The 26,442-nt window shown below is 69.6% G+C and carries 23 protein-coding genes and 1 pseudogene; 18 read left to right on the top strand and 6 right to left on the bottom strand.

Translation table 11 applies throughout. From position 1 onward, the window contains the following. Nucleotides 1-299: pseudogene (locus tag AU194_RS32735) on the bottom strand (hypothetical protein); the annotation flags it as partial. A 57-nt stretch (nucleotides 300-356) separates the two neighbouring features. Beyond that, a complete protein-coding gene (gene rpmB, locus AU194_RS24105) occupies nucleotides 357-551 on the bottom strand; it encodes a 50S ribosomal protein L28 (RefSeq protein ID WP_059091771.1) in 195 nt (64 codons plus the stop codon). A 211-nt stretch (nucleotides 552-762) separates the two neighbouring features. On the opposite strand from rpmB, the gene AU194_RS24100 reads away from it, so the two are divergent. Genes AU194_RS24100 through AU194_RS24090 form a run of 3 tightly spaced genes read left to right on the top strand, consistent with a single transcriptional unit; the run spans nucleotide 763 to nucleotide 5,301 of the window. After that, nucleotides 763-2,367 (top strand): DAK2 domain-containing protein, encoded by a 1,605-nt coding sequence (locus AU194_RS24100; RefSeq protein WP_059091770.1) that lies wholly within the window; start codon nucleotides 763-765, stop codon nucleotides 2,365-2,367. A 1-nt stretch (nucleotide 2,368) separates the two neighbouring features. Continuing rightward, nucleotides 2,369-4,594, top strand: coding sequence for an ATP-dependent DNA helicase RecG (gene recG, locus AU194_RS24095; protein WP_059091769.1), 2,226 nt, complete (start codon nucleotides 2,369-2,371; stop codon nucleotides 4,592-4,594). Then, the gene (locus tag AU194_RS24090) at nucleotides 4,591-5,301 is read left to right on the top strand and encodes an HNH endonuclease family protein (protein ID WP_059091768.1); all 711 of its coding nucleotides are present in this window, start codon (nucleotides 4,591-4,593) and stop codon (nucleotides 5,299-5,301) included. The genes recG and AU194_RS24090 overlap by 4 nt, the downstream gene beginning before the upstream one ends. Before the next feature lie 43 nt (nucleotides 5,302-5,344). On the opposite strand, the gene AU194_RS24085 is transcribed toward AU194_RS24090, so the two are convergent. From AU194_RS24085 to AU194_RS24075, 3 genes are all read right to left on the bottom strand, one after another. Next, a complete protein-coding gene (locus AU194_RS24085) occupies nucleotides 5,345-6,178 on the bottom strand; it encodes a hypothetical protein (RefSeq protein ID WP_059091767.1) in 834 nt (277 codons plus the stop codon). A 767-nt stretch (nucleotides 6,179-6,945) separates the two neighbouring features. Continuing rightward, complete coding sequence (locus tag AU194_RS24080) at nucleotides 6,946-7,785, bottom strand: aldo/keto reductase (RefSeq protein ID WP_059091766.1); 840 nt, start codon at nucleotides 7,783-7,785, stop codon at nucleotides 6,946-6,948. Between the two features lie 5 nt (nucleotides 7,786-7,790). After that, a complete protein-coding gene (locus tag AU194_RS24075) occupies nucleotides 7,791-8,621 on the bottom strand; it encodes an aldo/keto reductase (RefSeq protein WP_059091798.1) in 831 nt (276 codons plus the stop codon). Here AU194_RS24075 and AU194_RS24070 point away from each other — a divergent pair. The 14 genes from AU194_RS24070 to smc all read left to right on the top strand — a co-directional run bounded on the left by AU194_RS24070 (nucleotide 8,620) and on the right by smc (nucleotide 23,797). Then, complete coding sequence (locus AU194_RS24070) at nucleotides 8,620-9,765, top strand: alpha/beta hydrolase (protein ID WP_059091765.1); 1,146 nt, start codon at nucleotides 8,620-8,622, stop codon at nucleotides 9,763-9,765. The genes AU194_RS24075 and AU194_RS24070 overlap by 2 nt on opposite strands. Before the next feature lie 44 nt (nucleotides 9,766-9,809). Then, nucleotides 9,810-10,571, top strand: a complete 762-nt coding sequence (locus AU194_RS24065) for a DsbA family protein (protein ID WP_059091764.1) — start codon at nucleotides 9,810-9,812, stop codon at nucleotides 10,569-10,571. Then, complete coding sequence (locus AU194_RS24060) at nucleotides 10,568-11,200, top strand: vitamin K epoxide reductase family protein (RefSeq protein ID WP_059091763.1); 633 nt, start codon at nucleotides 10,568-10,570, stop codon at nucleotides 11,198-11,200. The genes AU194_RS24065 and AU194_RS24060 overlap by 4 nt, the downstream gene beginning before the upstream one ends. Nucleotides 11,201-11,231: 31 nt before the next feature. Then, complete coding sequence (locus AU194_RS24055) at nucleotides 11,232-14,615, top strand: pyruvate carboxylase (RefSeq protein ID WP_059091762.1); 3,384 nt, start codon at nucleotides 11,232-11,234, stop codon at nucleotides 14,613-14,615. After that, on the top strand, nucleotides 14,612-15,181 hold the full coding sequence (gene rsmD, locus AU194_RS24050) for a 16S rRNA (guanine(966)-N(2))-methyltransferase RsmD (protein ID WP_082698824.1): 570 nt from the start codon (nucleotides 14,612-14,614) through the stop codon (nucleotides 15,179-15,181). The genes AU194_RS24055 and rsmD overlap by 4 nt, the downstream gene beginning before the upstream one ends. A gap of 35 nt (nucleotides 15,182-15,216) precedes the next feature. Further along, nucleotides 15,217-15,693: a pantetheine-phosphate adenylyltransferase gene (gene coaD / locus AU194_RS24045; RefSeq protein ID WP_059091797.1), complete on the top strand. Its 477-nt coding sequence runs from the start codon at nucleotides 15,217-15,219 to the stop codon at nucleotides 15,691-15,693. A gap of 75 nt (nucleotides 15,694-15,768) precedes the next feature. Continuing rightward, complete coding sequence (locus AU194_RS24040) at nucleotides 15,769-16,335, top strand: hemerythrin domain-containing protein (protein ID WP_059091760.1); 567 nt, start codon at nucleotides 15,769-15,771, stop codon at nucleotides 16,333-16,335. 139 nt (nucleotides 16,336-16,474) lie between these two features. Next, nucleotides 16,475-17,212 carry a cell division protein SepIVA gene (sepIVA, locus tag AU194_RS24035; protein ID WP_059091759.1) on the top strand — a complete coding sequence of 246 codons (738 nt, stop codon included), beginning with the start codon at nucleotides 16,475-16,477 and terminating at the stop codon, nucleotides 17,210-17,212. A gap of 56 nt (nucleotides 17,213-17,268) precedes the next feature. Continuing rightward, a complete protein-coding gene (locus AU194_RS24030) occupies nucleotides 17,269-17,835 on the top strand; it encodes a DUF177 domain-containing protein (RefSeq protein WP_059091758.1) in 567 nt (188 codons plus the stop codon). Further along, nucleotides 17,832-18,539 (top strand): ribonuclease III, encoded by a 708-nt coding sequence (rnc, locus tag AU194_RS24025; RefSeq protein ID WP_059091757.1) that lies wholly within the window; start codon nucleotides 17,832-17,834, stop codon nucleotides 18,537-18,539. The genes AU194_RS24030 and rnc overlap by 4 nt, the downstream gene beginning before the upstream one ends. 6 nt (nucleotides 18,540-18,545) lie before the next feature. Then, nucleotides 18,546-19,406: a DNA-formamidopyrimidine glycosylase gene (gene mutM / locus AU194_RS24020; protein WP_059091756.1), complete on the top strand. Its 861-nt coding sequence runs from the start codon at nucleotides 18,546-18,548 to the stop codon at nucleotides 19,404-19,406. 91 nt (nucleotides 19,407-19,497) lie between these two features. Next, nucleotides 19,498-19,926 (top strand): OsmC family protein, encoded by a 429-nt coding sequence (locus tag AU194_RS24015; RefSeq protein ID WP_059091755.1) that lies wholly within the window; start codon nucleotides 19,498-19,500, stop codon nucleotides 19,924-19,926. Then, nucleotides 19,910-20,194 (top strand): acylphosphatase, encoded by a 285-nt coding sequence (locus AU194_RS24010; protein ID WP_059091754.1) that lies wholly within the window; start codon nucleotides 19,910-19,912, stop codon nucleotides 20,192-20,194. Before AU194_RS24015 ends, AU194_RS24010 begins: the two co-directional genes overlap by 17 nt. A 15-nt stretch (nucleotides 20,195-20,209) precedes the next feature. Continuing rightward, entirely contained in the window at nucleotides 20,210-23,797 is a 3,588-nt protein-coding gene (gene smc / locus AU194_RS24005) for a chromosome segregation protein SMC (RefSeq protein WP_059091753.1), read from the top strand. A gap of 69 nt (nucleotides 23,798-23,866) precedes the next feature. Here smc and fni read toward each other — a convergent pair whose 3' ends face one another. Further along, entirely contained in the window at nucleotides 23,867-24,871 is a 1,005-nt protein-coding gene (fni, locus tag AU194_RS24000) for a type 2 isopentenyl-diphosphate Delta-isomerase (protein ID WP_197417727.1), read from the bottom strand. Nucleotides 24,872-24,956: 85 nt separating this feature from the next. Between fni and ftsY the strand changes: the two genes are divergently transcribed. Then, a complete protein-coding gene (gene ftsY / locus AU194_RS23995) occupies nucleotides 24,957-26,357 on the top strand; it encodes a signal recognition particle-docking protein FtsY (protein ID WP_059091751.1) in 1,401 nt (466 codons plus the stop codon). Nucleotides 26,358-26,442 lie beyond the last annotated feature (85 nt).

Here is a 26,442-nt window from a genome sequence, read left to right as displayed (position 1 = left end):
TGTGGAATGGCCGGCGGCGACGGGACGTCCGGAGGCGGCGGGATCACGACGGTGCCGTCACCCGGGGCCGGGGATTCCGGGGCTCCGGAGGGGGCGTCCGAAGACGGGACGGGGACGCTGACGCTCACCGAGGTCGGACTCGTCGTCTCGGTGGTCGTCGCCTCGCTGGTGGTCGTCGACGTCGGACTGGTGGTCTCGCCGTCGCCGGAATCACCACCGCATGCGGCGGCTGAGGCACCGACGGCCAGCGCCGCGGCGGCGACGAACAGGACTGACCTACTCTTCTCGCGCGGGAACATACCGCGGAACTACCCGGCCGACACCGAACTCAACCGGCCGGGGTGTGAAACGCGGTGTCAGCCGCGCGCGACCTTGCCGGCCTTCAGGCAGGAGGTGCACACGTTGACGCGCTTCTTGTTACCGCCGGGGTGGCTCACGGCGCGCACCGACTGGATGTTCGGATTCCACCGACGGCTGGTCCGGCGATGGGAGTGCGACACCGACTTGCCGAAGCCGGGGCCCTTTCCGCAGACATCGCACACGGCAGCCATATCTAGAACTCCTTGAAATCAGTACGTGGGTCCGGGTCGCTGGGCCGCGGCGAGCGCGGGATGACCCGACAACCTGATCAGAATACCGACGGTACGGGTGATCGCCAAAACCGCCCGCCACCGCCATCCCCAAGCCCGTCCGATGCCGCAGCGATGTCCGGCCCGGTCGATAGGCTGGCGCGCACGACCGACGGTGTGGACAGGAGGTGCGATGGCGGCTGGGCGACTCGACGCAGCGGGGCTGCGCGGCTGGGCCCACGCCGCGGTCGAGGATCTCATCGCGCACACCGACGAGATCAACGGGCTCAACGTCTTCCCCGTGGCCGATGCCGACACCGGCACCAACATGCTGTTCACCATGCGGACGGCCTGGTCAGAGGCCCAGGGCTGTGACGGGGACGTCGCCGACGTCGCCGCGGCGCTGGCCGCGGGCGCACTGCACGGCGCGCGCGGCAATTCCGGGGCGATCCTGTCGCAGATCCTGCGGGGGATCGCCGAGGCCGCCGCGGCCGCCCGCGAGCCCGGCGGAGCGGTGACCGAGGTCGACCGTGCGCTGTTCGCCGCCGCCCTGCGGCACGCCGTCGACCTCGTCGACGCCGCACTCGACACCCAGCCGGGCACGATCGTCTCGGTGCTGGCCGCCGCCGCCGACGCCGCCGAGGCCGCGACCGGCGCCCTGTCCGAGACCGTCACCACCGTGGCCGACGCCGCCGCGTCCGCTCTGGACGCCACGACCGCGCAGCTGCCCGTGCTGGCCGAGGCCGGCGTCGTCGACGCGGGCGGGCGTGGCCTGCTCGTCCTGCTCGACGCCATGGTCCGGGTGCTGGCCGGTCGTGCGCCCCGCCGCCCCGCCTACCGGCCCGCGACCACCCAGGCACCGCCACCCGAGCGCGCCACCCCGCAGTTCGAGGTGATGTACCTGCTCGGCGGCTGCGGCCCCGACGCGGTGGAGAAGGTGCGGCGACGGCTGGAGAGTCTCGGCGACTCCGTGGTCATCGCCGCCTCAGGCGCATCGGGGCGGTACTCGGTGCACGTGCACTGTGACGACGCAGGCGCGGCCGTCGAGGCGGGTCTGGCGGTGGGGGCACCCAGCCGGATCCAGATCACCGCGCTGGCCGGGACGGACACCGCCCGCCCGCAGGGCAGCTGGAGCCGCGAACGCGCGGTGCTCGCCGTCGTCGACGGGCCGGGGGCGGCCGAACTGTTCGCCGGTGAGGGCGCCCACGTGCTGCGTCCCGAACCCGAGTCGCCGGTGACCGCCAAACAGCTGCTGCGTGGTCTGGTCGACACCGGCGCGGGCCAGGTCATGGTGCTGCCGAACGGTTATGTCGCCGCCGAGGAACTCGTCGCCGGGTGCACCGCCGCGATCGGGTGGGGTATCGACGTGGTGCCGGTCCCCGCCGGATCGATGGTGCAGGGCCTGGCCGCGCTGGCCGTGCACGACCCCGGCCGCCAGGCCGTCGACGACGGCTACACGATGGCGCGGGCCGCGGCGTCGGCGCGCCACGGATCGGTGCGGGTCGCCACCGAGGAGGCGCTCACCTGGGCCGGCGCCTGCAATCCGGGCGACGGCCTCGGGATCTCCGGGGACGAGGTGCTGATCGTCGGGCCGGATGTGACCGCCGCGGCCATCGGGCTGATCGACCTGCTGCTGCTGTCCGGCGGAGAACTGGTCACCGTGCTCACCGGCGACGGCGTGGACGAAGCCGTCGGGGACGCCCTGCGCGACCATGTCCACCGACGCCAACTCGGCGCGGAGTTGGTGACCTATCGCACCGGCCACCGCGGCGACGCCCTACTGATCGGAGTCGAGTGACATGGCCACGTTGAGCGACCGGCTCGACTTCGTCATCGGCCGCAAGTCCGCGGCGCCGCTCGAGGAGCATTTCGGGATCCGCACCGTCAACGATCTGCTGCGCCACTACCCGCGCAAGTACAGCGACGGGATGTCGGTGCGCGGGGAGGGGGAGAGCCTCGATCTCGAAGAAGGTGAGCACGTCACGTTCGTCGACGTCATCACCGACACCAAGATCGGGGACATGCGTCCGCAACCCGGTAAACGGCAGCCGAAATACCTCCGCGTCACTCTCGGGCGACGCAATCCGACGGTCACCGCGACGTTCTTCAACGCTGGCTGGATGGTCGACAAGCTGCCCGTCGGTACCCGGCTGATGCTCTCCGGTGAGGTGAAGTACTTCCGCAACACGCTGCAGCTGAACCATCCGGCGTTCTTCGTCCTCGAGACGACGGCGGAGCGCAAGATCGCGACCAAGTCGCTCAAGACGATCGCCGATGCATCGGGTGCCAGCGGTGATGCGCTGCTCGCCCAGTTCGAGCGTCAGTTCTTCCCGATCTACCCAGCCAGCGCGAAAGTGCAGAGCTGGGACATCTACGCCTGTGTGCGCCAGGTGCTCGACGTGCTCGACCCGGTTCCGGATCCGTTGCCCGAATCCTTTGTCCGCGAACACGATCTGGTCTCCGAGGACGCCGCACTACGCGGAATCCACCTCGCCGAGACCGACGCCGCCCGCGAGGAGGCGCGCGAACGGCTGACCTACGACGAGGCCGTCGGCCTGCAGTGGGGTCTGGTGGCCCGGCGCTACGGCGAGCTCACCGAATCCGGGCCGCCCGCCCCGCTGCGGTCCGACGGTGTGGTCGCCGCGATGCGGGAGCGGTTGCCGTTCGAGCTGACCGCCGGACAGCATGAGGTGCTCGCCGTGCTGTCGGAGGAGCTGGCCGCTACGCGTCCGATGAACCGCATGCTGCAAGGTGAGGTCGGTTCGGGTAAGACCGTGATCTCGGTGCTGGCGATGCTGCAGATGGTCGACGCCGGATACCAGTGCGCGATGCTCGCACCGACGGAAGTGCTTGCCGCCCAACATGAGAGGTCGATGCGGCAGATCCTCGGCCCGCTGGCGGCCGCCGGGGAACTCGGCGGCGCGGAGAACGCGACCCGCATCGCGCTGCTGACCGGTTCGATGACCCCGCATCAGAAGCGGCAGGTGCGCGACGAGGTCGCCACCGGTCAGGCAGGCATCGTGATCGGCACCCACGCGCTGCTGCAGGACGCGGTCGAGTTCGACAACCTCGGCATGGTGGTGGTCGACGAACAGCACCGGTTCGGCGTCGAACAGCGGGACCGCTTGCGCGCCAAGGCCCGTGCGGGTGTCACCCCGCATCTGCTGGTGATGACCGCGACGCCGATCCCGCGCACCGTGGCGCTGACCGTCTACGGCGATCTGGAGACCTCCACGCTGCGCGAACTCCCGCGGGGACGCCAACCCATCACCAGCAACACGATCTTCCTCAGCAAGCACCCGACGTGGCTGGACCGGGCGTGGGCGCGCATCGTCGAGGAGGTCGCCGCGGGCAGGCAAGCCTACGTGGTGGCCTCCCGGATCGATGAGAGCGACAAACCGGCAGGCAACGAGCAGGGCCCGCCGCCGGTGACCGTGCTCGCGCTGTACGAGCGGCTGCGCACCGGGCCGCTGTCCGGGCTGCGGCTGGGCTTGATGCACGGCCGGTTGTCCGGCGACGAGAAGGACGCGGTGATGGCCGCGTTCCGGGCCGGCGAGATCGACGTCCTGGTGTGTACCACCGTGATCGAGGTCGGCGTGGACGTGCCCAACGCCACGGTCATGGTGGTGATGGACGCCGACCGGTTCGGCATCAGTCAGCTGCACCAGTTGCGCGGCCGCATCGGCCGCGGCAGTCATCCGAGCCTGTGCCTACTGGCGACCCGGTTACCCGAGACGTCCAAGGCGGGGGAGCGGCTCAAGGCGGTCGCGAGCACCCTCGACGGATTCGCGCTGGCGGACCTGGATCTGCAGGTCCGCCAGGAGGGCGACGTGCTCGGGCTCAACCAGTCCGGCAGCCTCAAATCGCTGCACTTCCTGTCGCTCACCGAACACCTCGACCTCATCAAGGAGGCCAGGGGATTCTGCGAGAACCTCTACCCGGCCGACCCCGGCAATGCCGGAATGTCTTTGCTGGCAGCGCCTTTCGTGCAGGAGGACCGCGTCGACTACCTGGACAAGACGTGAGCCGGAAACAGACGCTGTGGCTGGTGTTGGCCGCGGTGCTCGCCGTGCTGGTGGCGTATCAGACCGTCGATTCGACCGCGCAGCGCTCGGGGCAGTTCGTCGCCGACGCCGATGTGCCGACGCTGGCGCCCGGTGTCGACCCACTCGCGGGTGTCGCGGTGGTCCCGGCCAGAACCCGGGGCCACGACTACCGCCGCGCGGCGTTCGGTGAGGCGTGGACCGACGACAACGGCGCACCCGGCGGCCACAACGGATGCGACACCCGCAACGACATCCTCGACCGCGATCTGGTGGACAAGACCTACGTGTCGATCAGCCGGTGCCCGACGGCGGTCGCCACCGGGGTGCTGCGTGATCCCTACACCAGTGCGGCCGTTCCGTTCCAGCGCGGCGCCCAGGTCGGTGCGGCCGTGCAGATCGACCACATCGTCCCGCTGGCGTACGCATGGGACCAGGGCGCCCGCGGCTGGACCGACGACATGCGGGTGCGGTTCGCCAACGATCCGGCCAATCTGCTTGCCGTACAAGGGGAGGCGAACCAGGACAAGGGCGATCAGGAGCCAGCGCGCTGGATGCCGCCCAACGGGGCGTTTCATTGCCAGTACGCGATGCAGTTCATCGCGGTCATGCGCGGTTACGGGCTGCCGGTCGACGCCCCATCGGTGCCCGCGTTGCGGCAGGCCGCCGAGAGCTGTCCCAAGGGCTGAGCATGGCCGTCCGCTGCCATATCGGTCATGCAGGGACCCTGCGTCAGCGCGCTGAATCCGTGTGTCGCGCCCGTTCGATCGCCGCTTCGGTGCCCAGCTCCGCACGCGCAGCCGGCGTTTCGACGTATTGACGCAGGTAGCCGTACAGCTCCCGGCAGTCGACGTCGAACTTGCGGCAGTCGAGTTCGATCATGGGGACTGGCGGAAGGCGATCGATCCGCCAGATTCGTGTCGTATATCGGTGGTGCCAAGTGGCGTTCGTGTATCCGATCAGCAGGATGACGGGATGCCCGTTGAAAGCCGGTTTGATTCCCGCGATACTCGCCCAGTCCAAACGAGACTCGAAGCTCGAACCGCGTTGCTCAACACCCTGATTCGACAGCGTCACTTCGCCGCGACGAATACGCCCTACCGCGGCGGACAGCACGAACGACAGGAAGAACAAGCCGAGGACGCCGAGAACGACTGCAGCGGCCGGGAAGCTGCCGCCACGTTGGTTGATGAAGATATCGGTGGCTGCGAGTACGCAGAAGGCGCTGCAACTCGATGTCAGGCCGATGAGCGAATGAATCTGCGCGGAAGAGTACGAGATCTGTGTTCTCGAAACACCGTGGCGTTCGACCGTCTTGACGTTCGAGGCTAGGTTCGCACGGTCAATCCGAGCGGCCACCCCGAAGCCGGCTGTCAGCGTGAGGATCAGCGCGAAGAGCAGACAGTACTTGAGCGCTGCAGGGGTCCCTGCTGCTGAGAAGACAAAGCCCGACAGGCATGACGCCCCGGCGAGTACGAGCAGGAAGATGGTCGCCAGGCGATGCCGCGCATTCCTCTGCGTGCCATTCCAGCCGCTGGGCAAGTCCGAAGTCTCAGAAAATTGCATCCCACACGTCTTCTGCTAATCCGCCAACGGCCTTGCCTTACCTGCGTCGCGATAGTGCGACAGCAAGCCTCCCGTCGTTCCGTCACCACGTAGCGAGCGTTCGCCTTCGCCTTCTGCAAGGTCGTCAAACAATTGCCGATTAGTCATTGAGCCGCCCTCCTGCCTGGGTAGCCGATGGTGGCTCGAGCCGAGCTCGGACCTGCTTTGCCGCACTTTCTTCTCGTCGTGAAACTAAGGGTGCGAAGCCGCCGTCTGAGGACTGTCGCGCTTCGATAGGGACATTTGTGGGAAGGGAGGCGGCCCCGCGGCGGTCCCGGGTATGCGAGTCAGCGTGGGGAGATTTGGCCGCGCCCGTCTTGCCAGAGGGCGCACACGGCGGGGACTGGCATCTCCTCAGTTTCACCCGAGCCGGCCCCGGCACGTCACCCCCCGAGCAAACTTTGTTTCCGGTTCAGAATACTCACGTGTTGAGCTTGTCGGTTGCAGCAATTCACGGCGGTGGCTCATAGACGGTCGCTTGAACCGGCACCGCAGGGTGCGATGGTCTTGAGGAATCGATAACGGCCGCAACCGCTTCCTGATCCCTTCGGGGCATGTTCGGACCAATTGCCATTTTCGTCCAGCCGCATCGGGTTGGAAGGGGCGTCGTGGTGAACACAGACTGCGATCCTGCTTCGCCACCGATCGGCGAACGCGTTGGACTGAGCGCACAACGACAACGGCCGGCGCGGATGCGCCGGCCGTTGTGCGGTATATCGAGGGTGCCCTTAGGGGCCGGTGTAGGTCTCCGGATCCGGACGGAACCGGGTCCCCTCGTCGAGTCCGTTGAGGCTGGCCATCTCGTCGTCGCTGAGCTCGAAGTCGAACACCTCGAGGTTGGACGTGAGGCGCTCGGGATTGGCCGACCGCGAGATCACCACGTTGCCGAGCTGGATGTTCCAGCGCAGCAGCACCTGGGCCGGCGTCTTGCCGTGGGCCCCGGCGACCGCGGTCACCGCGGCGTGGTCCAGCAGCCGGCCCACACCCAGCGGGCTGTACGCCTCGGTGACGATGCCGTAGCCGGCGTTGACCTCACGCAGCGCGGCCTGGTTGAGCAGCGGGTGCAGTTCGATCTGGTTGATCGCGGGGGTGAAGAACGACAGGTCGATGATGTCCGACAGGTGATCGGCGTTGAAGTTGCACACACCGATCGAGCGGGTGACGCCGTCCTGCTTGAGCTTCATCAGCCCACCCCAGCTGTCGACGAACTTGCCCTGACCGCCGGCCGGCCAGTGGATGAGGTAGAGGTCGACGTAGTCGAGGCCGAGGCGCTCGAGGCTGGCGCGGCCCGCGTCCTGGGAGGAACCGAAACCCTGATCGGCAACGGCGAGTTTGGTGGTGACGTAGATCTCCTCGCGCGCGATGCCCGACGCGTTGATCGCCCGGCCAACGGCCGCCTCGTTGCCGTACACCGCGGCGGTGTCGATCAGCCGGTAACCGGCTTCGAGCCCAGCGGCCACCGACCGCTCGGCCTCGGACTCGGAGAGCTCACCGACTCCGAGTCCGATGACCGGGATCGTGTTTCCGTCATTGAGGGAAACCGTGGGAATCGCTGCCGCGGGGGACATGTCACCTACCCTGTGAAGTTGAAGGTTCGGGGGTCGGGGCCCATACGGGTGCCGTCCTCGAGTGCCGCGATGGACGCCATGTCCTGCTCGCTCAGTTCGAAGTCGAACACGTCGAAGTTGCTCTCGATCCGTTGTGGGTTGACCGACTTGGGGATGACGATATTACCGAGGTGGATATGCCACCTGATCAGCACCTGCGCTGGGGTTTTCCCATGTGCCTCGGCGATCCCGGTCACGGCCGGATGGGTCAGCAGCGATCCCTGACCGAGCGGGCTCCAGGCCTCGGTCGCAATGCCCAACTCCGCGTGGACTTCTCGTAGTTCGTGCTGGGGCAGCAGCGGGTGCAGCTCGATCTGGTTGACCGCGGGCACGATGCCCGTCGCGTCGACGAGGATCCGCAGATGCTCGGGTTCGAAGTTGCTCACACCGATCGACCGGACGCGCCCGTCCTCGCGCAGCTTCGCGAAGGCCTTGAAGGTGTCGACGAAGCGGTTCTTCTCGGGGACCGGCCAGTGGATGAGGTAGAGGTCGAGGTAATCCACACCCAACCGCGCGACGCTCGCGTCGAAGGCGGTCAGCGTCGAGTCGTAGCCCTGCTCGGAGTTCCACAGCTTGGTCACCAGGAAGACCTGCGTGCGGTCGAGCCCCGACCGTGCGATCGCCGTGCCCGTCTGTTCCTCGTTGCCGTACGCTGCGGCCGTATCGACGTGTCGATAGCCGGCGGCCATCGCCGCCGCAACCGCGCGTTCGGTGTCCTCGGGCGGCGTCTTCCAGACACCCAGACCGACCTGGGGTATCGAATTGCCGTCGTTCAACGCGACCGAAGGAGCCTCCATGCCGCCGAGTCTGCCAGCCACCGCACCGGCCGTCGGACCCACCGCCAGCACCGGCGATCCGGCACCACGCGGTAAGAGCCGGATCCGCGACGCCGCCGTCAACGCGGCGACCCGGGCCACGCTGCGGGCGCTGCCGGTGCTGCCGGAGCCGGTCAAACGCGCGCTGCTGGGCTTCCGGTCGGTGACCGTCGACGGCAACACCCTCGACACCACGCTGCAGCTGATGCTCGCCGCCCAGCGCGCCGCCGGGATCAACGGACTCGTGGCCAGCAGGGACGTCGCCGTCGCCCGCCGTCAGCTGCGCATCACCGCCGCGATGTTCCCCGCCGGCATCGTCGCCGACGTCACCGAGCTCACGATCCCCGGACCGGCCGGCGACATCCCCGCCCGGCTGTACCGGCCCGCCACCCCGAACCCGGAGAGCGAACCGCCCCTGCTGGTCTTCTACCACGGTGGCGGCTTCGTGATCGGCGACCTCGACACCCACGACGACCTGTGCCGGATCATCAGCCGCGACGGCGGGCTCACCGTGCTGTCTGTCGACTACCGGCTGGCGCCCGAACACCAGGCGCCCGCCGCCGCCGACGACGCCTACGCGGCCTTCCGCTGGGCCGCCGAACACGCCGCCGACCTGGGCGTCGACCAGGACCGCATCGCCGTGGGCGGCGACAGCGCCGGCGGTAACCTCGCCGCGGTCGTCTGTCAGCGGGCCCGCAACGCGCGTGCGACGCAGCCCGCGCTGCAGCTGCTCATCTACCCCGTCGTCGACGTGTGCAGTGAGACCCGCTCCAAGACCCTGTTCGCCGACGGCTACTTCCTCACCGCCCGCGACATGTCCTGGTTCATGGACCTCTATCTGGACGGTGCGACGGTCGACAGCACCGACCCGGACGTCTCCCCGCTCCTGGCCGACGACCTGTCCGGGCTGCCCCCTGCGCTGGTGCTCACCGGCGGATTCGACCCGCTGCGCGACGAGGGCAACCGCTACGCCGAGGCGCTGCGGGCCGCCGGTGTCCCGGTCGATCACCGCGAAGAGGGCTCGCTGATCCACGCGTTCGCGAACTTCTTCCCGCTCGGCGGGGACAGCGCCACCGCGGTCGATGCGATGATCTCCGCGCTGCGGGCCCACCTCAGCCGCGCCTAGGCGCGCTGGCTGAGGACCACAGGGCCGCCGGTACTCTTGTCCGCGTGGCCACGAAACCGAAGAAGAACCCCCGGTACGACCTGAAGGCGGCGGATCGCAAGCGCAATCTGTTCGTCCAGATCGGCCTGACGGCCGTCGTCGTGGTGTTCGCCGTCGCGCTCGTCCTCTACATCGTGATGTCGGCGGAGGACAAGCCGGGCTCCGGTGACGCGACCGCGGTCCGGGTCTCCACGGAGAAGCTGATCACCCAGGAGGGCACCGACGAGCCCAAGGCCGTGGTGTCGCTCTACGAGGACTTCCTGTGCCCGGCCTGCGGCAACTTCGAGCGCCAGTTCGGCCCGACGATCAACAAGCTGATCGACACCGGGGCCGTGGCCGGTGACTACTACATGGTCTCGATCCTCGACGCCCAGGGCGACGGTTACTCGTCGCGGGCCGGCAACGCCGCCTACTGCGTCGCCGACGAGGACAAGGCCGCGTTCCGCCGGTTCCACGCCGCCCTGTTCACCCCCGGCATCCAGCCCAAGGAGGGCGGCGGCGTCTACCCCGGCGACGACCAGCTGATCGAACTGGCGCGCCAGGCCGGGGCGGGCGGCACCGTGCCCGACTGCATCAAGAAGGGCCGCTACGTCGACATGGTCAAGGGCATGGCCAAGGAGACCGCGATCCGCGCCACCCCGACCATCCGCATCAACGGCGAGGACTACGACCCGTCCACCCCCGATGCGCTCGTCGCCAAGATCAAGGAGATCGTCGGCGACGTGCCCGGTCTCGACGGCCCGGCGGCGCCGGCACCCGCGTCATGACCGCGACCGCACCCGACACCACGTCGCCTGCCCCGGCAGACGACCGGACGGTCGGGCTCGCGGTGCCGAAGCCGAGCGCGGTCTGGATCCTCATCGCCGGCGTGGTCGGCCTCGCCGCCGCGGCCACGCTGACCATCGAGAAGATCGAGCTGCTGCTCGACCCCTCTTACACCCCGTCCTGCTCGCTGAACCCGGTGCTGTCCTGCGGATCGGTCATGGTCACACCGCAGGCCGCACTGTTCGGATTCCCCAATCCACTGATCGGCATCGCCGCCTTCAGCGTCGTCACGGTCACCGGTGTGCTGGCCGTGACCGGGGTGCGGCTGCCGCGCTGGTACTGGTCCGGGCTGGCGATCGGCACGCTGCTCGGCACGGTGTTCGTGCACTGGCTGATCTTCCAGAGCCTGTACCGCATCGGCGCGCTGTGCCCGTACTGCATGGTGGTCTGGGCGGTGACGGTCCCGCTGCTGGTCGTGTCCGCGGCGATCGCGTTGCGGCCCGCACTCGCGGGAAACGCGGTCGGGCGCGCGGTGTACCAGTGGCGCTGGTCGCTGACGGCGCTGTGGTTCACCGCGCTGATCCTGCTGATCCTCGTGCGGTTCTGGGACTACTGGTCCACCCTTTTGTGAGCCGGGTCGCAGCGACGGGATAAGGTAGCGCGTGATCTCCAAAGTCCTCGTCGCCAACCGCGGCGAGATCGCGATCCGGGCGTTCCGCGCCGCGTACGAGATGGGCATCGCCACCGTCGCGGTGTACCCGTACGAAGACCGCAACTCCCTGCACCGGCTCAAGGCCGACGAGTCGTATCAGATCGGCGACGTCGGTCACCCCGTCCGCGCGTATCTGTCCGTCGACGAGATCATCCGCGTCGCCCGGCACGCCGGCGCCGACGCCGTGTATCCCGGTTACGGTTTCCTCTCCGAGAACCCCGAACTGTCCGCGGCCTGCGCCGCGGCGGGCATCACGTTCATCGGGCCGCGCGCCGACATCCTCGAGCTGACCGGCAACAAGGCGCGGGCCATCGAGGCCGCCCGCGCGGCCGGGCTGCCGGTGCTGCGCTCCTCGGCGCCGTCGTCGTCGGTCGACGAACTGATGGCCGCGGCCGGCGACATGGAGTTCCCGGTGTTCGTCAAGGCGGTCTCCGGCGGCGGCGGCCGCGGGATGCGGCGGGTCACCGAACCCGACGCGCTGCGCGAGGCGATCGAGGCGGCCAGCCGCGAGGCCGAGTCGGCCTTCGGCGACCCGATGGTCTATCTCGAACAGGCGGTGGTCAATCCCCGCCACATCGAGGTGCAGATCCTCGCCGACCAGCAGGGCAACGTCATGCACCTGTTCGAACGTGACTGCAGTGTGCAGCGGCGCCACCAGAAGGTCATCGAGTTGGCACCGGCCCCGAACCTCGATCCCGAACTGCGCGAGCGGATCTGCGCCGACGCGGTGGCCTTCGCGCGGCAGATCGGCTACAGCTACGCCGGCACGGTGGAGTTCCTGCTCGACGAACGCGGCAGGCACGTGTTCATCGAGATGAACCCGCGCATCCAGGTCGAGCACACCGTGACCGAGGAGATCACCGACGTCGACCTGGTGGCCGCGCAGATGCGCATCGCCGACGGCGAGACGCTGGCCGACCTCGGCCTGAGCCAGGACACGCTGCAGATCCGTGGTGCGGCCATGCAGTGCCGGATCACCACCGAGGACCCCGCCAACGGGTTCCGTCCCGACACCGGGCGCGTCACCGGCTACCGCTCACCCGGCGGCGCCGGGATCCGGCTCGACGGCGGCACGGTGCTGGGCGCGGAGATCAGCGCCCACTTCGACTCCATGCTGGTGAAGCTGACCTCGCGGGGCCGTGACTTCTCCACCGCGGTGTCACGGGCTCGGCGCGCGCTCGCGGAGTTCCGGGTGCGCGGGGTGTCGACGAACATCCCGTTCCTGCAGGCCGTGGTCAACGATCCGGACTTCCGCGCGGGCCGGGTCACCACCTCGTTCATCGACGAGCGGCCCTACCTGCTGACCGCCCGCACCCCGGCCGACCGCGGCACCAAGATCCTCAACTACCTGGCCGACGTGACGGTCAACCAACCGCACGGCCCGCGCCCGTCGACGGTGTATCCGCACGACAAACTGCCGCACATCGACGCCGACGCGCCGCCGCCCTCGGGCAGCAAGCAGCGGCTCGTCGAACTGGGCCCCGAGGGTTTCGCCCGCTGGCTGCGGGATTCACCGGCCGTGGGGGTCACCGACACCACGTTCCGGGACGCCCACCAGTCCCTGCTGGCCACCCGTGTGCGCACCAACGGACTCCTGATGGTCGCGCCGCACATCGCGCGGTTGACGCCGCAGCTGCTGTCGCTGGAGTGCTGGGGCGGCGCGACTTACGATGTGGCGCTGCGCTTCCTGAAGGAGGACCCGTGGGAGCGGCTGGCCGCCCTGCGGGAGGCGGTGCCCAACATCTGCCTGCAGATGCTGCTGCGCGGCCGGAACACCGTGGGCTACACGCCGTATCCGGAGACGGTCACCACGGCGTTCGTGGCTGAGGCGACGGCAACCGGAATCGATATCTACCGGATCTTCGACGCGCTCAACAACGTCGACTCGATGCGCCCGGCAATCGACGCGGTGCGCGAAACCGGTACTGCCGTGGCCGAAGTCGCGATGTCCTACACCGGCGACCTGTCCGATCCGGCCGAGGACCTGTACACGCTCGACTACTACCTGCGGCTGGCAGAGCAGATCGTCGAGGCGGGCGCCCACGTGCTCGCGATCAAGGACATGGCCGGGCTGCTGCGCCCACAGGCCGCCGCCCAGCTGGTCTCGGCGCTGCGCGCGCGGTTCGACCTGCCGGTGCACGTGCACACCCACGACACCCCGGGCGGTCAGCTCGCGACCTACCTCTCGGCGTGGCAGGCCGGGGCGTCGGCGGTCGACGGGGCGGCGGCCCCGCTGGCAGGCACCACCAGCCAGCCCGCGCTCAGCTCGATCGTCGCCGCGGCCGCGCACACCGAGTACGACACCGGACTGTCACTGTCAGCAGTGTGTGATCTCGAGCCGTACTGGGAGGCGCTGCGAAAGGTGTACGCGCCGTTCGAGAGTGGGCTACCCGCGCCGACCGGCCGGGTCTACCGGCACGAGATCCCGGGCGGACAGCTGAGCAATCTGCGCCAGCAGGCGATCGCGCTCGGACTGGGGGACCGGTTCGAGGAGATCGAGGAGGCCTACGCCGCGGCCGACCGCATCCTGGGCCGGCTGGTCAAGGTCACCCCGTCGAGCAAGGTGGTCGGTGACCTCGCGCTGGCGCTCGTCGGCGCCGGCGCATCCGCCGAGGAGTTCGCCGAGGACCCGTCACGGTTCGACATCCCCGACAGCGTGATCGGTTTCCTGCGCGGCGAACTCGGCGACCCGCCCGGGGGCTGGCCGGAACCGTTGCGCAGCAAGGCGTTGGCGGGCCGCGCCCCGGCCAAACCGGTCGCGGAGCTGTCGTCCGAGGACGAGGCGGTGCTCGCTCAGCCCGGCGTCAAACGCCAGGCCGCGCTGAACCGGCTGCTGTTCCCCGGGCCCACCAAGGAGTTCGAGGCACACCGCGAAACCTACGGTGACACTTCACGATTGAGCGCCAACCAGTTCTTCTACGGGCTGCGCCAGGGCGACGAACACCGCGTCGAACTCGAACGCGGGGTGCAACTGCTCATCGGGCTCGAGGCCGTATCGGATCCCGACGAACGCGGGATGCGCACGGTGATGTGCATCCTCAACGGGCAGCTGCGCCCGGTACTGGTCCGCGACCACAGCGTCGCCAGCGACGTCCCGGCCGCGGAGAAGGCCGACCGCGGCAACCCCGACCACATCGCGGCCCCGTTCGCGGGTGTGGTGACCGTCGGCGTGGAGGTGGGCGACACCGTCAGCGCCGGGCAGACCATCGCGACCATCGAGGCGATGAAGATGGAGGCCGCGATCACCGCGCCCAAGGCAGGCACCGTCGAACGAGTCGCGGTCTCGGCCACCGCCCAGGTCGAGGGCGGCGATCTGCTGGTGGTCGTCAGCTGACCCGGATCATCGCGGGCTCGCTGGGCGGTCGCCGGATCTCGGTGCCGCCCAAGGGAACCCGCCCCACGTCCGACCGCGTGCGCGAAGCGTTGTTCAACGTGCTCGAGGCGCGGCTGGACTTCGACGGCGCGGTCGTGCTCGATCTGTATGCCGGCTCGGGAGCGCTTGGGCTGGAGGCGCTTTCGCGGGGCGCCTCCCGCGCGGTGTTCGTCGAACAGGACCACCGCGCCGCCGCGACGGTCAGCCGCAACATCGCCGAACTCGGCGTCGGCGCGGCCGCCGACGTGCGGCGGGCCCCGGTGGCCACCGTGCTGGCGGGCGGCACCGACCGGCCCGTCGACCTGGTGCTCGCCGATCCGCCCTACGACGTTCCCGACCGGGAGGTCGAGGCGATGCTGGCGGCACTTGAGGAACGCGGGTGGCTACGCGCCGGCGCCGTCGCGGTGATCGAGCGGCGCGCATCCGGTGCCGGGGTGTCCTGGGCGTCAACTTGGGTGCCGTGGCCGGCGCGGCGCTACGGGGACACCCGGCTGGACATGGCCGAGTGGGCGCCGTCATCGAGGTGACCAGCCCTGACGATGATCAGGTACGGTCGTCACCCATGAGCGGCGCGGTGTGTCCTGGATCGTTCGACCCGGTGACCCGCGGACACGTCGACGTCTTCGAACGGGCCGCCGCCCAATTCGACGAGGTCGTCGTCGCGGTGCTGGTCAACCCGAACAAGAAGGGCATGTTCAGCCTCGACGAGCGCATGGAGATGATCGCGGAGTCGTGCGCGCACCTGCCGAACCTGCGCGTCGAATCCGGACAGGGGCTGGTGGTCGACTTCGTCCGGGCACGCGGGTTCAGCGCGATCGTCAAGGGGCTGCGCAGCAGCACCGATTTCGAATACGAACTGCAGATGGCGCAGATGAACAAGCACGTCGCCGGCGTCGACACGTTCTTCATCGCGTCGACCCCGCAGTACTCGTTCGTGTCGTCGTCGTTGGCCAAGGAGGTCGCGACGCTCGGCGGCGACGTCTCCGCGCTGCTGCCCGACGCGGTGAACGTTCGGTTACAGGCCAAACTGCGCGGTTGAGTCGGTTCGGGCGGGGTAGGTCTGCGGTGGCGCACAGCCCATCGCGCCACTCACCCCACCACGGAGGTTCCCGCCATGGTTGAAACGTTCGTCCAGTCCGGCGATGACGTCGTCAGGTTCCTCAAGGACCAGCACAACCTCATCAAGGATCTGTTCGAGGAGGTGTTCTCGGCGTCCTCGGACGAAGCGCGTGAGAAGGCCTTCACCGAACTGCGCCAACTCCTCGCAGTGCACGAGACGGCCGAGGAGATGGTCGTGCACCCGCGGGCGCGTCAGGCCATCGACGGGGGAGACGAGGTGGTCGACGCCCGGCTGACCGAGGAGCACCACGCCAAGGAACAGCTCTCCGCGCTCGAGGGGATGGACTTCGGGTCGGCGGAGTTCCTGACCGAACTCGAGAAGTTCCGGGATGCCGTCGTGCAACACGCCGAGGCCGAGGAGCTCGAGGAGTTCGACACCCTGCAGCGCGAACTGTCCGCCGACGATCTGAAACGGCTGGCGTCAGCGGTGCGCGCGGCGGAGGCGATCGCCCCGACCCGGCCGCATCCAGGTGTGGAGTCGGCGAAGCTCAACTTCGCGGTCGGCCCGTTCGCCTCGATGCTCGACCGGGCCCGCGACGTCATCGGAGCCGCCCTGCGGTGATAATCGGCACTTGACATAACCTCGGGGCAAGCGTCACCGGTCGTGCCTGGCCGAAGCGACACACCGGGGCAGGAAAACCCAGTCACAGGCGTAACACCAGGCACACTGGTACCAACAACTACGCCTGGAGGGTGTTGCCGTGTACCGAGTTTTTGAAGCGCTCGACGAACTGGGCGCGATCGTCGAAGAAGCCCGCGGCGTGCCGATGACGGCCGGCTGCGTCGTCCCTCGTGGCGACGTCCTGGAGTTGATCGACGACATCAAGGACGCCATCCCCGGTGAACTCGACGACGCCCAGGACGTGCTCGACGCCCGCGACTCGATGCTCCACGACGCCAAGGAGCACTCGGAGTCGATGGTGACCAACGCCCGGGCCGAGGCGGAGTCCATGGTCAACCACGCCCGCGCCGAAGCCGACCGCCTGCTCGCCGACGCCAAGGCCCAGGCCGACCGCATGGTCGCCGAGGCCCGGCAGCACAGCGAGCGCATGGTCGGCGAGGCCCGCGAAGAGGCCTCCCGGATCATGGCCACCGCCAAACGCGAGTACGACGCCAGCACCGGCCGCGCCAAGTCCGAGGCCGACCGCCTCATCGAGAGCGGCAACCTCGCTTATGAGAAGGCCGTGCAGGAGGGCATCAAGGAACAGCAGCGACTGGTGTCGCAGACCGAGATCGTCAACACCGCGACCGCCGAGGCCACCCGGTTGATCGACTCCGCACACGCCGAGGCGGACCGGTTGCGCGGCGAATGCGACATCTACGTCGACAGCAAACTGGCCGAATTCGAGGACTTCCTCAACGGCACACTGCGGTCGGTGGGTCGCGGCCGCCACCAGTTGCGCACCGCCGCCGGTACGCACGACTACGCGGCACGCTGACCGGAAACACCCCGGTGGCGCGCGGGCCGGCAACGCCCGCGCCGTAGGATCGAGGCATGTCCACGCACAGAGCCGCACGATCGCCGCTCGTGCTCGATATCTCGCGTCTGGGCCGTCGACCTGGCTCGATGATGACGTTCCACGAGACGATTCCCAGTCCCTCGCGGATCGGCCTCGACCTGATCGGCATCGCCGAAGGGGCGCCGCTGACGATGGATCTGCAGATCCAGGCGGTGTCCGAGGGCGCCCTGGTCACCGGCACGGTCGCGGCGCCGACGACCGGGGAGTGCGCTCGCTGCCTGACGCCCCTGACCGGTGAGGTCGAGATCGAGCTGACCGAGCTGTACGCCTATCCCGACAGCACCACCGACGCCACCACCGAGGAGGACGAGGTGGCGCGCGTCGGCGCGACCGGCGTACCGGACACCGTCGACCTCGAACAGCCGATCATCGACGCGGTCGGCCTGGCGCTGCCGTTCGCCCCGCTGTGCGGACCGGACTGTGCGGGGCTGTGCCCGGAATGCGGTGTGGCGCTGGCCACTGCGGAGCCGGGCCACCATCACGACACCATCGATCCGCGGTGGGCCAAGCTCGCGGGGCTCCTGGATCGAGACGACAAGTGACCGACGACCGCTCGCCGCTGCTGGCGGCGCTCGGGGTCACCCTGCCCGACGAACTGCTCACCATCGCGCTCACCCACCGCAGCTATTCCTACGAGCACGGCGGCCTGCCCACCAACGAGCGGCTCGAATTCCTCGGCGACGCCGTCCTCGGTCTGACCATCACCGAAGAGCTGTTCCACCGCCACCCCGAGCGCTCCGAAGGGGATCTGGCCAAACTGCGGGCCAGCATCGTCAACACCCACGCGCTCGCCGACGTCGGACGCAACCTTTCGGACAAGGGGCTGGGCGCCTACCTGCTGCTGGGCAAGGGTGAGGAGAACTCCGGTGGCGCCGACAAGTCGAGCATCCTGGCCGACGGTGTCGAAAGTCTGCTCGGCGCAATCTATGTCGAGCACGGCCAGGCCACCGCGCGCGAGGTGATCCTGCGGCTGTTCGCCGAACTGCTCGAGACCGCGCCGACACTCGGAGCCGGACTCGACTGGAAGAGCAGCCTGCAGGAGCTCACTGCCGCCCGCGGCCTGGGCGCCCCGGCGTACGTCGTGACCTCCACCGGACCCGACCACGACAAGGAGTTCACCGCCTCGGTGCTCGTCACCGACATCGAGTACGGCAGGGGTGTCGGCCGCACCAAGAAGGAGGCCGAACTCAAGGCCGCCGCGGCGGCGTGGCACGCGTTGGACGAGTCCGCGCCCGACGAGTCCTGACCGCGGATGCCCGAACTCCCCGAGGTCGAGGTCGTCCGGCGCGGGCTCGACGCCCACGTCACCGGGAAGACCATCGACGCGGTGCGGGTGCACCATCCCCGCGCGGTGCGCCGCCACGAAGCGGGTCCGGCCGACCTGACCGCACGGCTGCTCGGCGCGCGCATCACCGGGACCGGCCGGCGCGGTAAGTACCTGTGGCTGACGCTGGACGACGGCGGCGCCGCGCTGGTCGTGCACCTCGGGATGAGCGGGCAGATGCTGCTCGGGCCCATCCAGAAGGAGAACCACCTGCGCATCGCGGCGCTGCTCGACGACGGCACCGCGCTGAGCTTTGTCGACCAGCGCACGTTCGGCGGGTGGCTCCTCGCCGACATGGTCACCGTCGACGGCACCGAGGTGCCGCTGCCCGTCGCGCACCTGGCGCGTGATCCGCTCGACCCGATCTTCGACCGCGACGCCGTCGTGAAGGTGTTGCGCGGCAAGCATTCCGAGATCAAACGTCAGCTGCTCGACCAGACCGTCGTGTCGGGTATCGGCAACATCTACGCCGATGAGGCGCTGTGGCGGGCGAAGGTCAACGGCGCCAGGATCGCGTCGACGCTGACCCGTCGCCAGCTCGCTGAACTGCTCGACGCCGCGGCCGAGGTGATGACCGAGGCGCTCGGCCAGGGTGGGACATCGTTCGACTCGCTCTACGTCAACGTCAACGGGGAGTCCGGCTACTTCGACCGGTCGCTGGACGCCTACGGCCGCGAGGGGGAGCCGTGCCGGCGGTGCGGGGCGATCATGCGCCGGGAGAAGTTCATGAACCGGTCGTCGTTCTACTGTCCGCGGTGCCAACCCCGCCCGCGGGTGCGCCGCACCTGAGAAGTTGCCCGCGAAACCGCATTCCCTGCGGTCAAGCCGCCCGCTTGACGACAGGGAATGCGGTTTCGCGGCCCGATGTGAAGATGGAGCCATGACGGAACTGTGGGTGGAGCGCACCGGTGTGCGCCGCTATACCGGGCGCAGCTCACGCGGCGCCGAGGTGCTGGTCGGGTCGGAGGACGTCGAGGGTGTGTTCACCCCCGGCGAGCTGATGAAGATCGCGCTGGCCGCCTGCAGCGGGATGAGCAGCGATCAACCGCTGCGCCGCCGCCTCGGCGACGACTATCCCGCGACGATCCGCGTGTCGGGGCCCGCCGACCGCGAGCAGGAGCGCTACCCGCTGCTCGAGGAATCGCTCGAGGTCGACCTGACCGGGCTGTCCGACGACGAGGTGGCCCGCCTGCTGACCGTCGTCGAACGCGCCATCGACCAGGTCTGCACGGTCGGGCGGACGCTCAAGTCGGGCACGAAGGTTCACTTCGAGGTCCACGCCGGGGACAGGCATGTCGGAAAGTCCTGACGTCCGGCTCACCGCGTGGGTGCACGGCCACGTCCAGGGTGTCGGTTTCCGCTGGTGGACCCGGTCACGGGCGCTGGAGCTGGGGCTGAGCGGCTTCGCCGCCAACAAACCCGACGGCCGGGTGCAGGTCGTCGCGCAGGGTCCGCGCGAGACCTGTGAACGGCTGCTCGCGCTGCTCGAGGGCGGGGACACGCCCGGCCGCGTCGACAAGGTCCTCACCGACTGGTCCGACGCCCGCGAGCGCATCACCGGATTCGACGAGCGCTAGGTACTCTGGCACGTCATGCATCTGAAGAGTCTGACGCTCAAGGGCTTCAAGTCCTTCGCGGCGCCGACGACTCTGCGGTTCGAACCGGGGATCACCTGCGTCGTCGGTCCCAACGGGTCGGGGAAGTCCAACGTCGTCGACGCGCTCACCTGGGTGATGGGTGAGCACAGCGCCAAGACGCTGCGCGGCGGCAAGATGGAGGACGTCATCTTCGCCGGCACGTCCTCGCGGGCGCCGCTGGGCCGCGCCGAGGTGACGGTCACGATCGACAACTCCGACAACGCGCTGCCGATCGAATACTCCGAGGTGTCGATCACCCGCCGGATGTTCCGTGACGGCGGCAGCGAGTACGAGATCAACGGCAGCGGCTGCCGGCTGATGGACGTGCAGGAACTGCTGTCGGATTCGGGCATCGGCCGCGAGATGCACGTCATCGTCGGGCAGGGCAAGCTCTCGGAGATCCTGGAGTCCCGTCCGGAGGACCGCCGCGCGTTCATCGAAGAGGCCGCCGGTGTGCTCAAGCACCGCAAACGCAAAGAGAAGGCGGTCCGCAAACTCGATTCGATGCAGGCCAACTTGGCCCGGCTGACGGATCTGACCACTGAACTGCGGCGTCAGCTCAAACCGCTGGGCCGCCAGGCCGAGATGGCGCGGCGCGCGCAGACCATCCAGGCCGACCTGCGCGACGCCCGGCTGCGGCTGGCCGCCGACGATCTGGTGACCCGGCGCTCGGAGTTCGAGAGCACCAACCAGACCGAGACCATTCTGCGGCGCGAGCACGACGAGACCACCACCCGTCTGGAGTCGGCGGCCGCCGAACTCGACGGTCACGAGACCGCCGTCGCCGAACTGACCGAACGCGCCGAGGCCGCGCAACGCACCTGGTTCCGGCTCTCGGCGCTGGCCGAACGGGTCAACGCGACGGTCCGCATCGCCGACGAGCGCACGCAGCTGCTCGACGCCGAACCGGAACCGTCGACCGGCCGCGACCCCGACGAACTCGAGGCCGAGGCCGAGCACATGGCGGCCCACGAGGCCGAACTGCTGGCCGAACTGGCCGAATCCCGCGCGGTCCTGGAAGCCACCCGCGAAGAGCTCGCCGAACGCGAACGGGTGGCTGCCGAGGCCGAGCGTGCACACATGGCCGCCGCCCGCGCCGAGGCCGACCGGCGCGAAGGCTTGGCGCGGCTCTCGGGCCAGGTCGACACCATGCGCACCCGCGTCGAGTCGATCGACGAGACCGTCGGCCGGCTGACCGTCGGCATCGAGGAGGCCGCCGCCAAGGCCGAACGCACCCAGGCCGAGTTCGAGACCGTGCAGGCCCGCGTCGGAGAGCTCGACGAAGGAGAGGTCGGGCTCGACGAGCACCACGACCGCACCGTGGCGGCGCTGCGCCAGGCCGATGAGCGGGTCGCCGAACTGCAGACCGCCGAACGCGCCGCCGAGCGGCAGGTCGCCTCACTGCGGGCGCGCATCGATGCGCTCGCCGTCGGGCTCGACCGCCGCGACGGCGCGGCGTGGCTGCAGCAGAACCACGGTGGCGCAGGGCTTTTCGGGTCGGTCGCCGAACTGGTCAAGGTGCGTCCGGGCCATGAGGTCGCGGTCGCGGCCGTGCTTGGCGCCGCCGCCGACGCGCTGGCCGCCGAGGATTCCGGCGCCGCGCGCGCCGCGGTGGCCGCACTCAAGGAATCCGATGGCGGCCGTGCGGCGATCGTGCTGGGCGACTGGCCCGAGACCCCGACGGCCGAGGTGCCGGCGCTGCCCGCGGGCGCGGTGTGGGCCGTCGACGTGGTGGACATCCCCGCGCGGCTACGCGGAGCGGTGATCGCGATGCTGTCCGGCGTCGCGATCGTGGACGACCTGGCCGCCGCCCTGGACGTGGTGGCCGACCGGCCACGGCTGCGGGCCGTCACCGCCGACGGCGATCTGGTCGGTGCGGGCTGGATCAGCGGCGGTTCGGACCGCAAACCCAGCACGCTCGAGATCGCCTCGGAGATCGACAAGGCCCGCGCCGACCTCGAGGCGTCCGAGAAGCAGGTCGGCGAGCTCGCCGCCGCACTGTCCGGTGCGCTCACCGAACAGCGGGCGCGGCAGGACGCCGCCGAACACGCACTGGCCGCGCTGAACGAATCCGACGCCGCAATCTCGGCGATCTACGAACAACTCGGCCGGCTCGGCCAGGACGCCCGCGCGGCGACCGCCGAATACGAACGGCTGGTCCGGCAGCGCGACGAACTCGAGGCGGGCCGCACCCGCACCGTCGAGGAACTCACCGAACTCGAGTCCCGGCTGCACAACGCCCAGCAGGCGCCGATGTTCGAGGTCGAGACCGTCGACCGGCACGAATCGGTGGCCGCGGCCGAGGCCGCCCGCGCGGCCGAGGTGGAGGCACGGCTGGCGGTGCGTACCGCCGAAGAACGCGCCAATGCCGTTCGCGGACGGGCGGATTCGCTGCGCCGCGCGGCCGCCGCCGAACGCGAGGCCCGGCTGCGGGCCCAGCGTGCCAAGCAAGCGCGCGAGAACGCCGCGGCCATCGCGGGCGCGGTCGCCGAGTCCGGCAGGCAGGTCGCCGCCCGGCTCAGCGCGGTCGTGGCCGCCGCGTCGCGCAACCGCGACGCCCTGGCCGCCGAACGCCAGCAGCGCGCAGCCGCGCTGACCAAGGCCCGCGACGAGGTCAACGAACTCAACGCTCGGCTCACCGCGTTGACCGATTCCCTGCACCGCGACGAGGTGGCCAAGGCGCAGGCCGCGCTGCGGATCGAACAGCTCGAGGCCACCGTGCTCGAACAGTTCGGCATGGCGCCCGCCGACCTGATCGCCGAGTACGGTCCGCACGTCACGCTGCCGCCGACCGACCTGGAGATGGCGGAATACGAGCAGGCCAAGGAACGCGGCGAACAGGTGGTGGCCCCGGCGCCGATGCCGTTCGACCGGCCCACCCAGGAGCGCCGCGCCAAACTCGCCGAGAAGGAACTCCGGGAACTCGGCCGGGTCAACCCGCTGGCGCTCGAGGAGTTCGCCGCACTCGAGGAGCGCTACAACTTCCTGTCCACCCAGCTCGAGGACGTCAAGGCCGCCCGCAAGGACCTGCTCGACGTGATCGCCGACGTCGACGACCGCATCCTGCAGGTCTTCAGCGAGGCGTACGCCGACGTCGAGCGGGAGTTCACCCAGGTGTTCGAGACGCTGTTTCCCGGCGGCGAGGGCCGGCTGTTGCTCACGAATCCCGACGACATGCTGACCACCGGCATCGAGGTGGAGGCGCGACCGCCGGGCAAGAAGATCAAACGGCTCTCGCTGCTGTCGGGTGGGGAGAAGTCGTTGACCGCGGTGGCGATGCTGGTCGCGATCTTCCGCGCCCGCCCGTCGCCGTTCTACGTGATGGACGAGGTGGAGGCCGCACTCGACGACGTCAACCTGCGTCGGTTGATCAGCCTGTTCGAGCAGCTGCGGGAACGCTCCCAGCTCATCGTCATCACCCACCAGAAGGCGACGATGGAGGTCGCCGACGCGCTCTACGGCGTGACGATGCAGGGCGACGGCATCACCCAGGTGATCTCCCAGCGCCTGCGCGGCCAGGAGCTGGTCAGCGCCCAGTCCTAGGCGCCGAACGTGCACACAGTGCGACTTCTGCGCTGATTTTCCGCGCTGAGCGCACGCTCGACGCGGGGGCTAGGCGGGTTCGACGCCGACGCGGCGCAGCGTCGGCAGGTCGGCCGCCCCGCAGCCGTGCAGGCACACCCGCAGTTCGTCGATGAAGCGCTGAAGCCACCCCACCGCGGCGTCGGCGGATTCGATCGCGGGTGCCAGCAGCGGCCGGGCCACGGCCACCACGTCGGCCCCCATCGCCAGGGCCTTGGCGGCGTCCATCCCGGTCCGGATGCCGCCGGAGGCGACGAGCGCCACCCCGGGCAGCGTCTCGCGCACCTCGAGCAGCGCCTGCGCGGTCGGGATGCCCCATTCGGCCAGCGCGGGGGAGGGGATCTCGCCGTAACGGACCAGCTGTTCGACCCGCGCCCACGACGTGCCTCCCGCTCCGGCCACGTCGACGGCGGCCAGCGCGCTGCCCGCGAGCTCGGCGGCGGCGGTGGCGCCGATCCCGTGGCCGACCTCCTTGAGCATGACCGGCAGCGGCAGGGTCGCGGCGAGTTCCCGCAACCGGTCGATGGACCCGGTGAAGTCGGTGTCCCCGTCGCGCTGCATCGCCTCCTGCAGCGGGTTGGTGTGCACGGCCAGCGCGTCGGCACCGACACGGTCGAGCGCCCGCTCCAGGGCGGGCAGCACCGGTTCCGCCAGCTGCGCGAGGCCGACGTTGCCGATCAGCAGCACCTCCGGCGCGAGGTCGCGCACCGCGAAACTCGAGGCCACCGCGTCGTCGTCGTCGAACATGATCCGCTGCGAACCCAGCATCATCCCCACACCCAGGCGTTGTGCGGCGGTCGCGAGGTTGCGGTTGATGGTGCCGGACAGTTCCGCGCCCCCGGTCATCGCGCCGATCAACACCGGGGCGGCCAACGGTCTGCCGAGAAAAGTGGTGTCCAGCCGCACCCGGTGCAGCGAGGTCTGGGTCAGCGCGTTGTACGGCAGCCGGTAGCGCTCGAACCCGGTGGTCAGCGTCTGATACTCCACCGGACCGTCCAGGCACACGTCGATGTGGCGGCGCTTGCGGGTCTCCATCCCGAGCCCGCTGCCACCGAGACTGCTGTGCGGCCGCACCGTCACCGGTTACCCACCCGCAGGCCCACCCTGAAACAATGGCCGGGTGACCCTGGATCTCTCGCTGGCTGTGTGGATCGCAATCGCGGTCATCGCCGTTCTTCTCGTCGTTGCGCTCGTCGTCGGCCTGGTCCGATACCGGCGCAGCCGGATCAAGCTCTCGAAACCCGACACTGCCACACCGATCGACCGGTCCGGCGGATACACCGCCAGTTCGGGCATCTCGTTCACACAATCGTCAGCACCACCGGCAGCCCCTCCGGTGCAGCCCAAGGACCGAATCGACACCAGCGGTCTGCCCGCCGTCGGCGACGACGCGACGATCCCGCGCGACGCCCCGAAACGGCCGATCGCCGATGTGCGGCTCCCCGAACCCCCCGTCGACACGGCGCCGCCGCGGGCCCCCGAGCCGGTCGCCGAACCGGAACCGGCGCCCGAACCCGAACCCGTCCCGGAACCCGAGCCCGAGCCCACTCCGGAGCCGGAACCCGAACCGGAGCCCGCGCCGGAACCCGAAGAAGTCATCGCCCCGACCCACGGTCGTCTCGACCGGTTGCGCGGCCGGCTGGCCAAATCGCAGAACGCGCTCGGGCGCAGCATGCTGGGCCTGCTCGGCGGCGGCGACCTCGACGAGGAGTCGTGGGAGGAGATCGAGGACACCCTGCTCATCGCCGATCTGGGGCCGACCGTCACGGAGAAGGTGGTCGGCGCGCTGCGCACCCGGATGGCCAGCGATGCGGTGCGCACCGAGGCTGACGCCCGCGCGGTGCTGCGCGACGTGCTGATCTCGAACCTGCACCCCGAGATGGACCGGTCGATCCGCGCGCTGCCGCACGCCGACAAACCGTCGGTGCTGCTCATCGTCGGCGTCAACGGCACCGGGAAGACCACCACCGTCGGCAAGCTGGCGCGCGTGCTGGTCGCCGACGGCCGCCGCGTCGTGCTGGGTGCGGCCGACACGTTCCGCGCGGCGGCGGCCGATCAGCTGCAGACCTGGGCGTCGCGCGTCGGCGCGGAGGTGGTGCGCGGACCCGAGGGTGCCGACCCCGCGTCGGTGGCGTTCGACGCGGTGTCCAAGGGCATCGACAACGGCGCCGACGTGGTCGCGATCGACACCGCGGGCCGGTTGCACACCAAGACCGGGCTGATGGACGAGCTGGGCAAGGTCAAACGCGTGGTGGAGAAGCGCGCCGCCGTCGACGAGGTGCTGCTCGTCCTCGACGCGACGATCGGCCAGAACAGCCTGCCGCAGGCCCGGGTGTTCGCCGAGGTGGTCAAGATCACCGGCGTCGTGCTGACCAAACTCGACGGCACCGCCAAGGGCGGCATCGTGTTCCGCGTCCAAGAGGAACTCGGGGTGCCGGTCAAACTCGTCGGACTCGGCGAGGGCCCCGACGATCTGGCGCCGTTCGAACCCGGCGCGTTCGTCGACGCGCTGCTCGGCTGAGGCCGCGTCGGCGCTGGAGAAACATGAGCGTAACCGGGTGGGCCGCTGCGTTCACATTGCGGAAACGCACACGCATCACCAGCGA

Source organism: Mycobacterium sp. GA-2829 (assembly GCF_001499965.1).
Classification (GTDB): Bacteria; Actinomycetota; Actinomycetes; order Mycobacteriales; family Mycobacteriaceae; genus Mycobacterium.
Note: the sequence above shows the minus strand (reverse complement) of the source record. Positions and strands in the feature narration are given on the sequence as shown.

What these genes read in the sequence shown, in the direction of transcription:
- rpmB (WP_059091771.1), bottom strand. Translation starts at nt 551, where the DNA reads ATGGCTGCCGTGTGCGATGTCTGCGGAAAGGGCCCCGGCTTCGGCAAG.
- AU194_RS24100 (WP_059091770.1), top strand. Translation starts at nt 763, where the DNA reads ATGGCGGCTGGGCGACTCGACGCAGCGGGGCTGCGCGGCTGGGCCCAC.
- recG (WP_059091769.1), top strand. Translation starts at nt 2,369, where the DNA reads ATGGCCACGTTGAGCGACCGGCTCGACTTCGTCATCGGCCGCAAGTCC.
- AU194_RS24085 (WP_059091767.1), bottom strand. Translation starts at nt 6,178, where the DNA reads ATGCAATTTTCTGAGACTTCGGACTTGCCCAGCGGCTGGAATGGCACG.
- AU194_RS24080 (WP_059091766.1), bottom strand. Translation starts at nt 7,785, where the DNA reads ATGTCCCCCGCGGCAGCGATTCCCACGGTTTCCCTCAATGACGGAAAC.
- AU194_RS24070 (WP_059091765.1), top strand. Translation starts at nt 8,620, where the DNA reads ATGCCGCCGAGTCTGCCAGCCACCGCACCGGCCGTCGGACCCACCGCC.
- AU194_RS24075 (WP_059091798.1), bottom strand. Translation starts at nt 8,621, where the DNA reads ATGGAGGCTCCTTCGGTCGCGTTGAACGACGGCAATTCGATACCCCAG.
- AU194_RS24060 (WP_059091763.1), top strand. Translation starts at nt 10,568, where the DNA reads ATGACCGCGACCGCACCCGACACCACGTCGCCTGCCCCGGCAGACGAC.
- coaD (WP_059091797.1), top strand. Translation starts at nt 15,217, where the DNA reads ATGAGCGGCGCGGTGTGTCCTGGATCGTTCGACCCGGTGACCCGCGGA.
- AU194_RS24040 (WP_059091760.1), top strand. Translation starts at nt 15,769, where the DNA reads ATGGTTGAAACGTTCGTCCAGTCCGGCGATGACGTCGTCAGGTTCCTC.
- AU194_RS24030 (WP_059091758.1), top strand. Translation starts at nt 17,269, where the DNA reads ATGTCCACGCACAGAGCCGCACGATCGCCGCTCGTGCTCGATATCTCG.
- mutM (WP_059091756.1), top strand. Translation starts at nt 18,546, where the DNA reads ATGCCCGAACTCCCCGAGGTCGAGGTCGTCCGGCGCGGGCTCGACGCC.
- AU194_RS24015 (WP_059091755.1), top strand. Translation starts at nt 19,498, where the DNA reads ATGACGGAACTGTGGGTGGAGCGCACCGGTGTGCGCCGCTATACCGGG.
- AU194_RS24010 (WP_059091754.1), top strand. Translation starts at nt 19,910, where the DNA reads ATGTCGGAAAGTCCTGACGTCCGGCTCACCGCGTGGGTGCACGGCCAC.
- smc (WP_059091753.1), top strand. Translation starts at nt 20,210, where the DNA reads ATGCATCTGAAGAGTCTGACGCTCAAGGGCTTCAAGTCCTTCGCGGCG.
- fni (WP_197417727.1), bottom strand. Translation starts at nt 24,871, where the DNA reads ATGGAGACCCGCAAGCGCCGCCACATCGACGTGTGCCTGGACGGTCCG.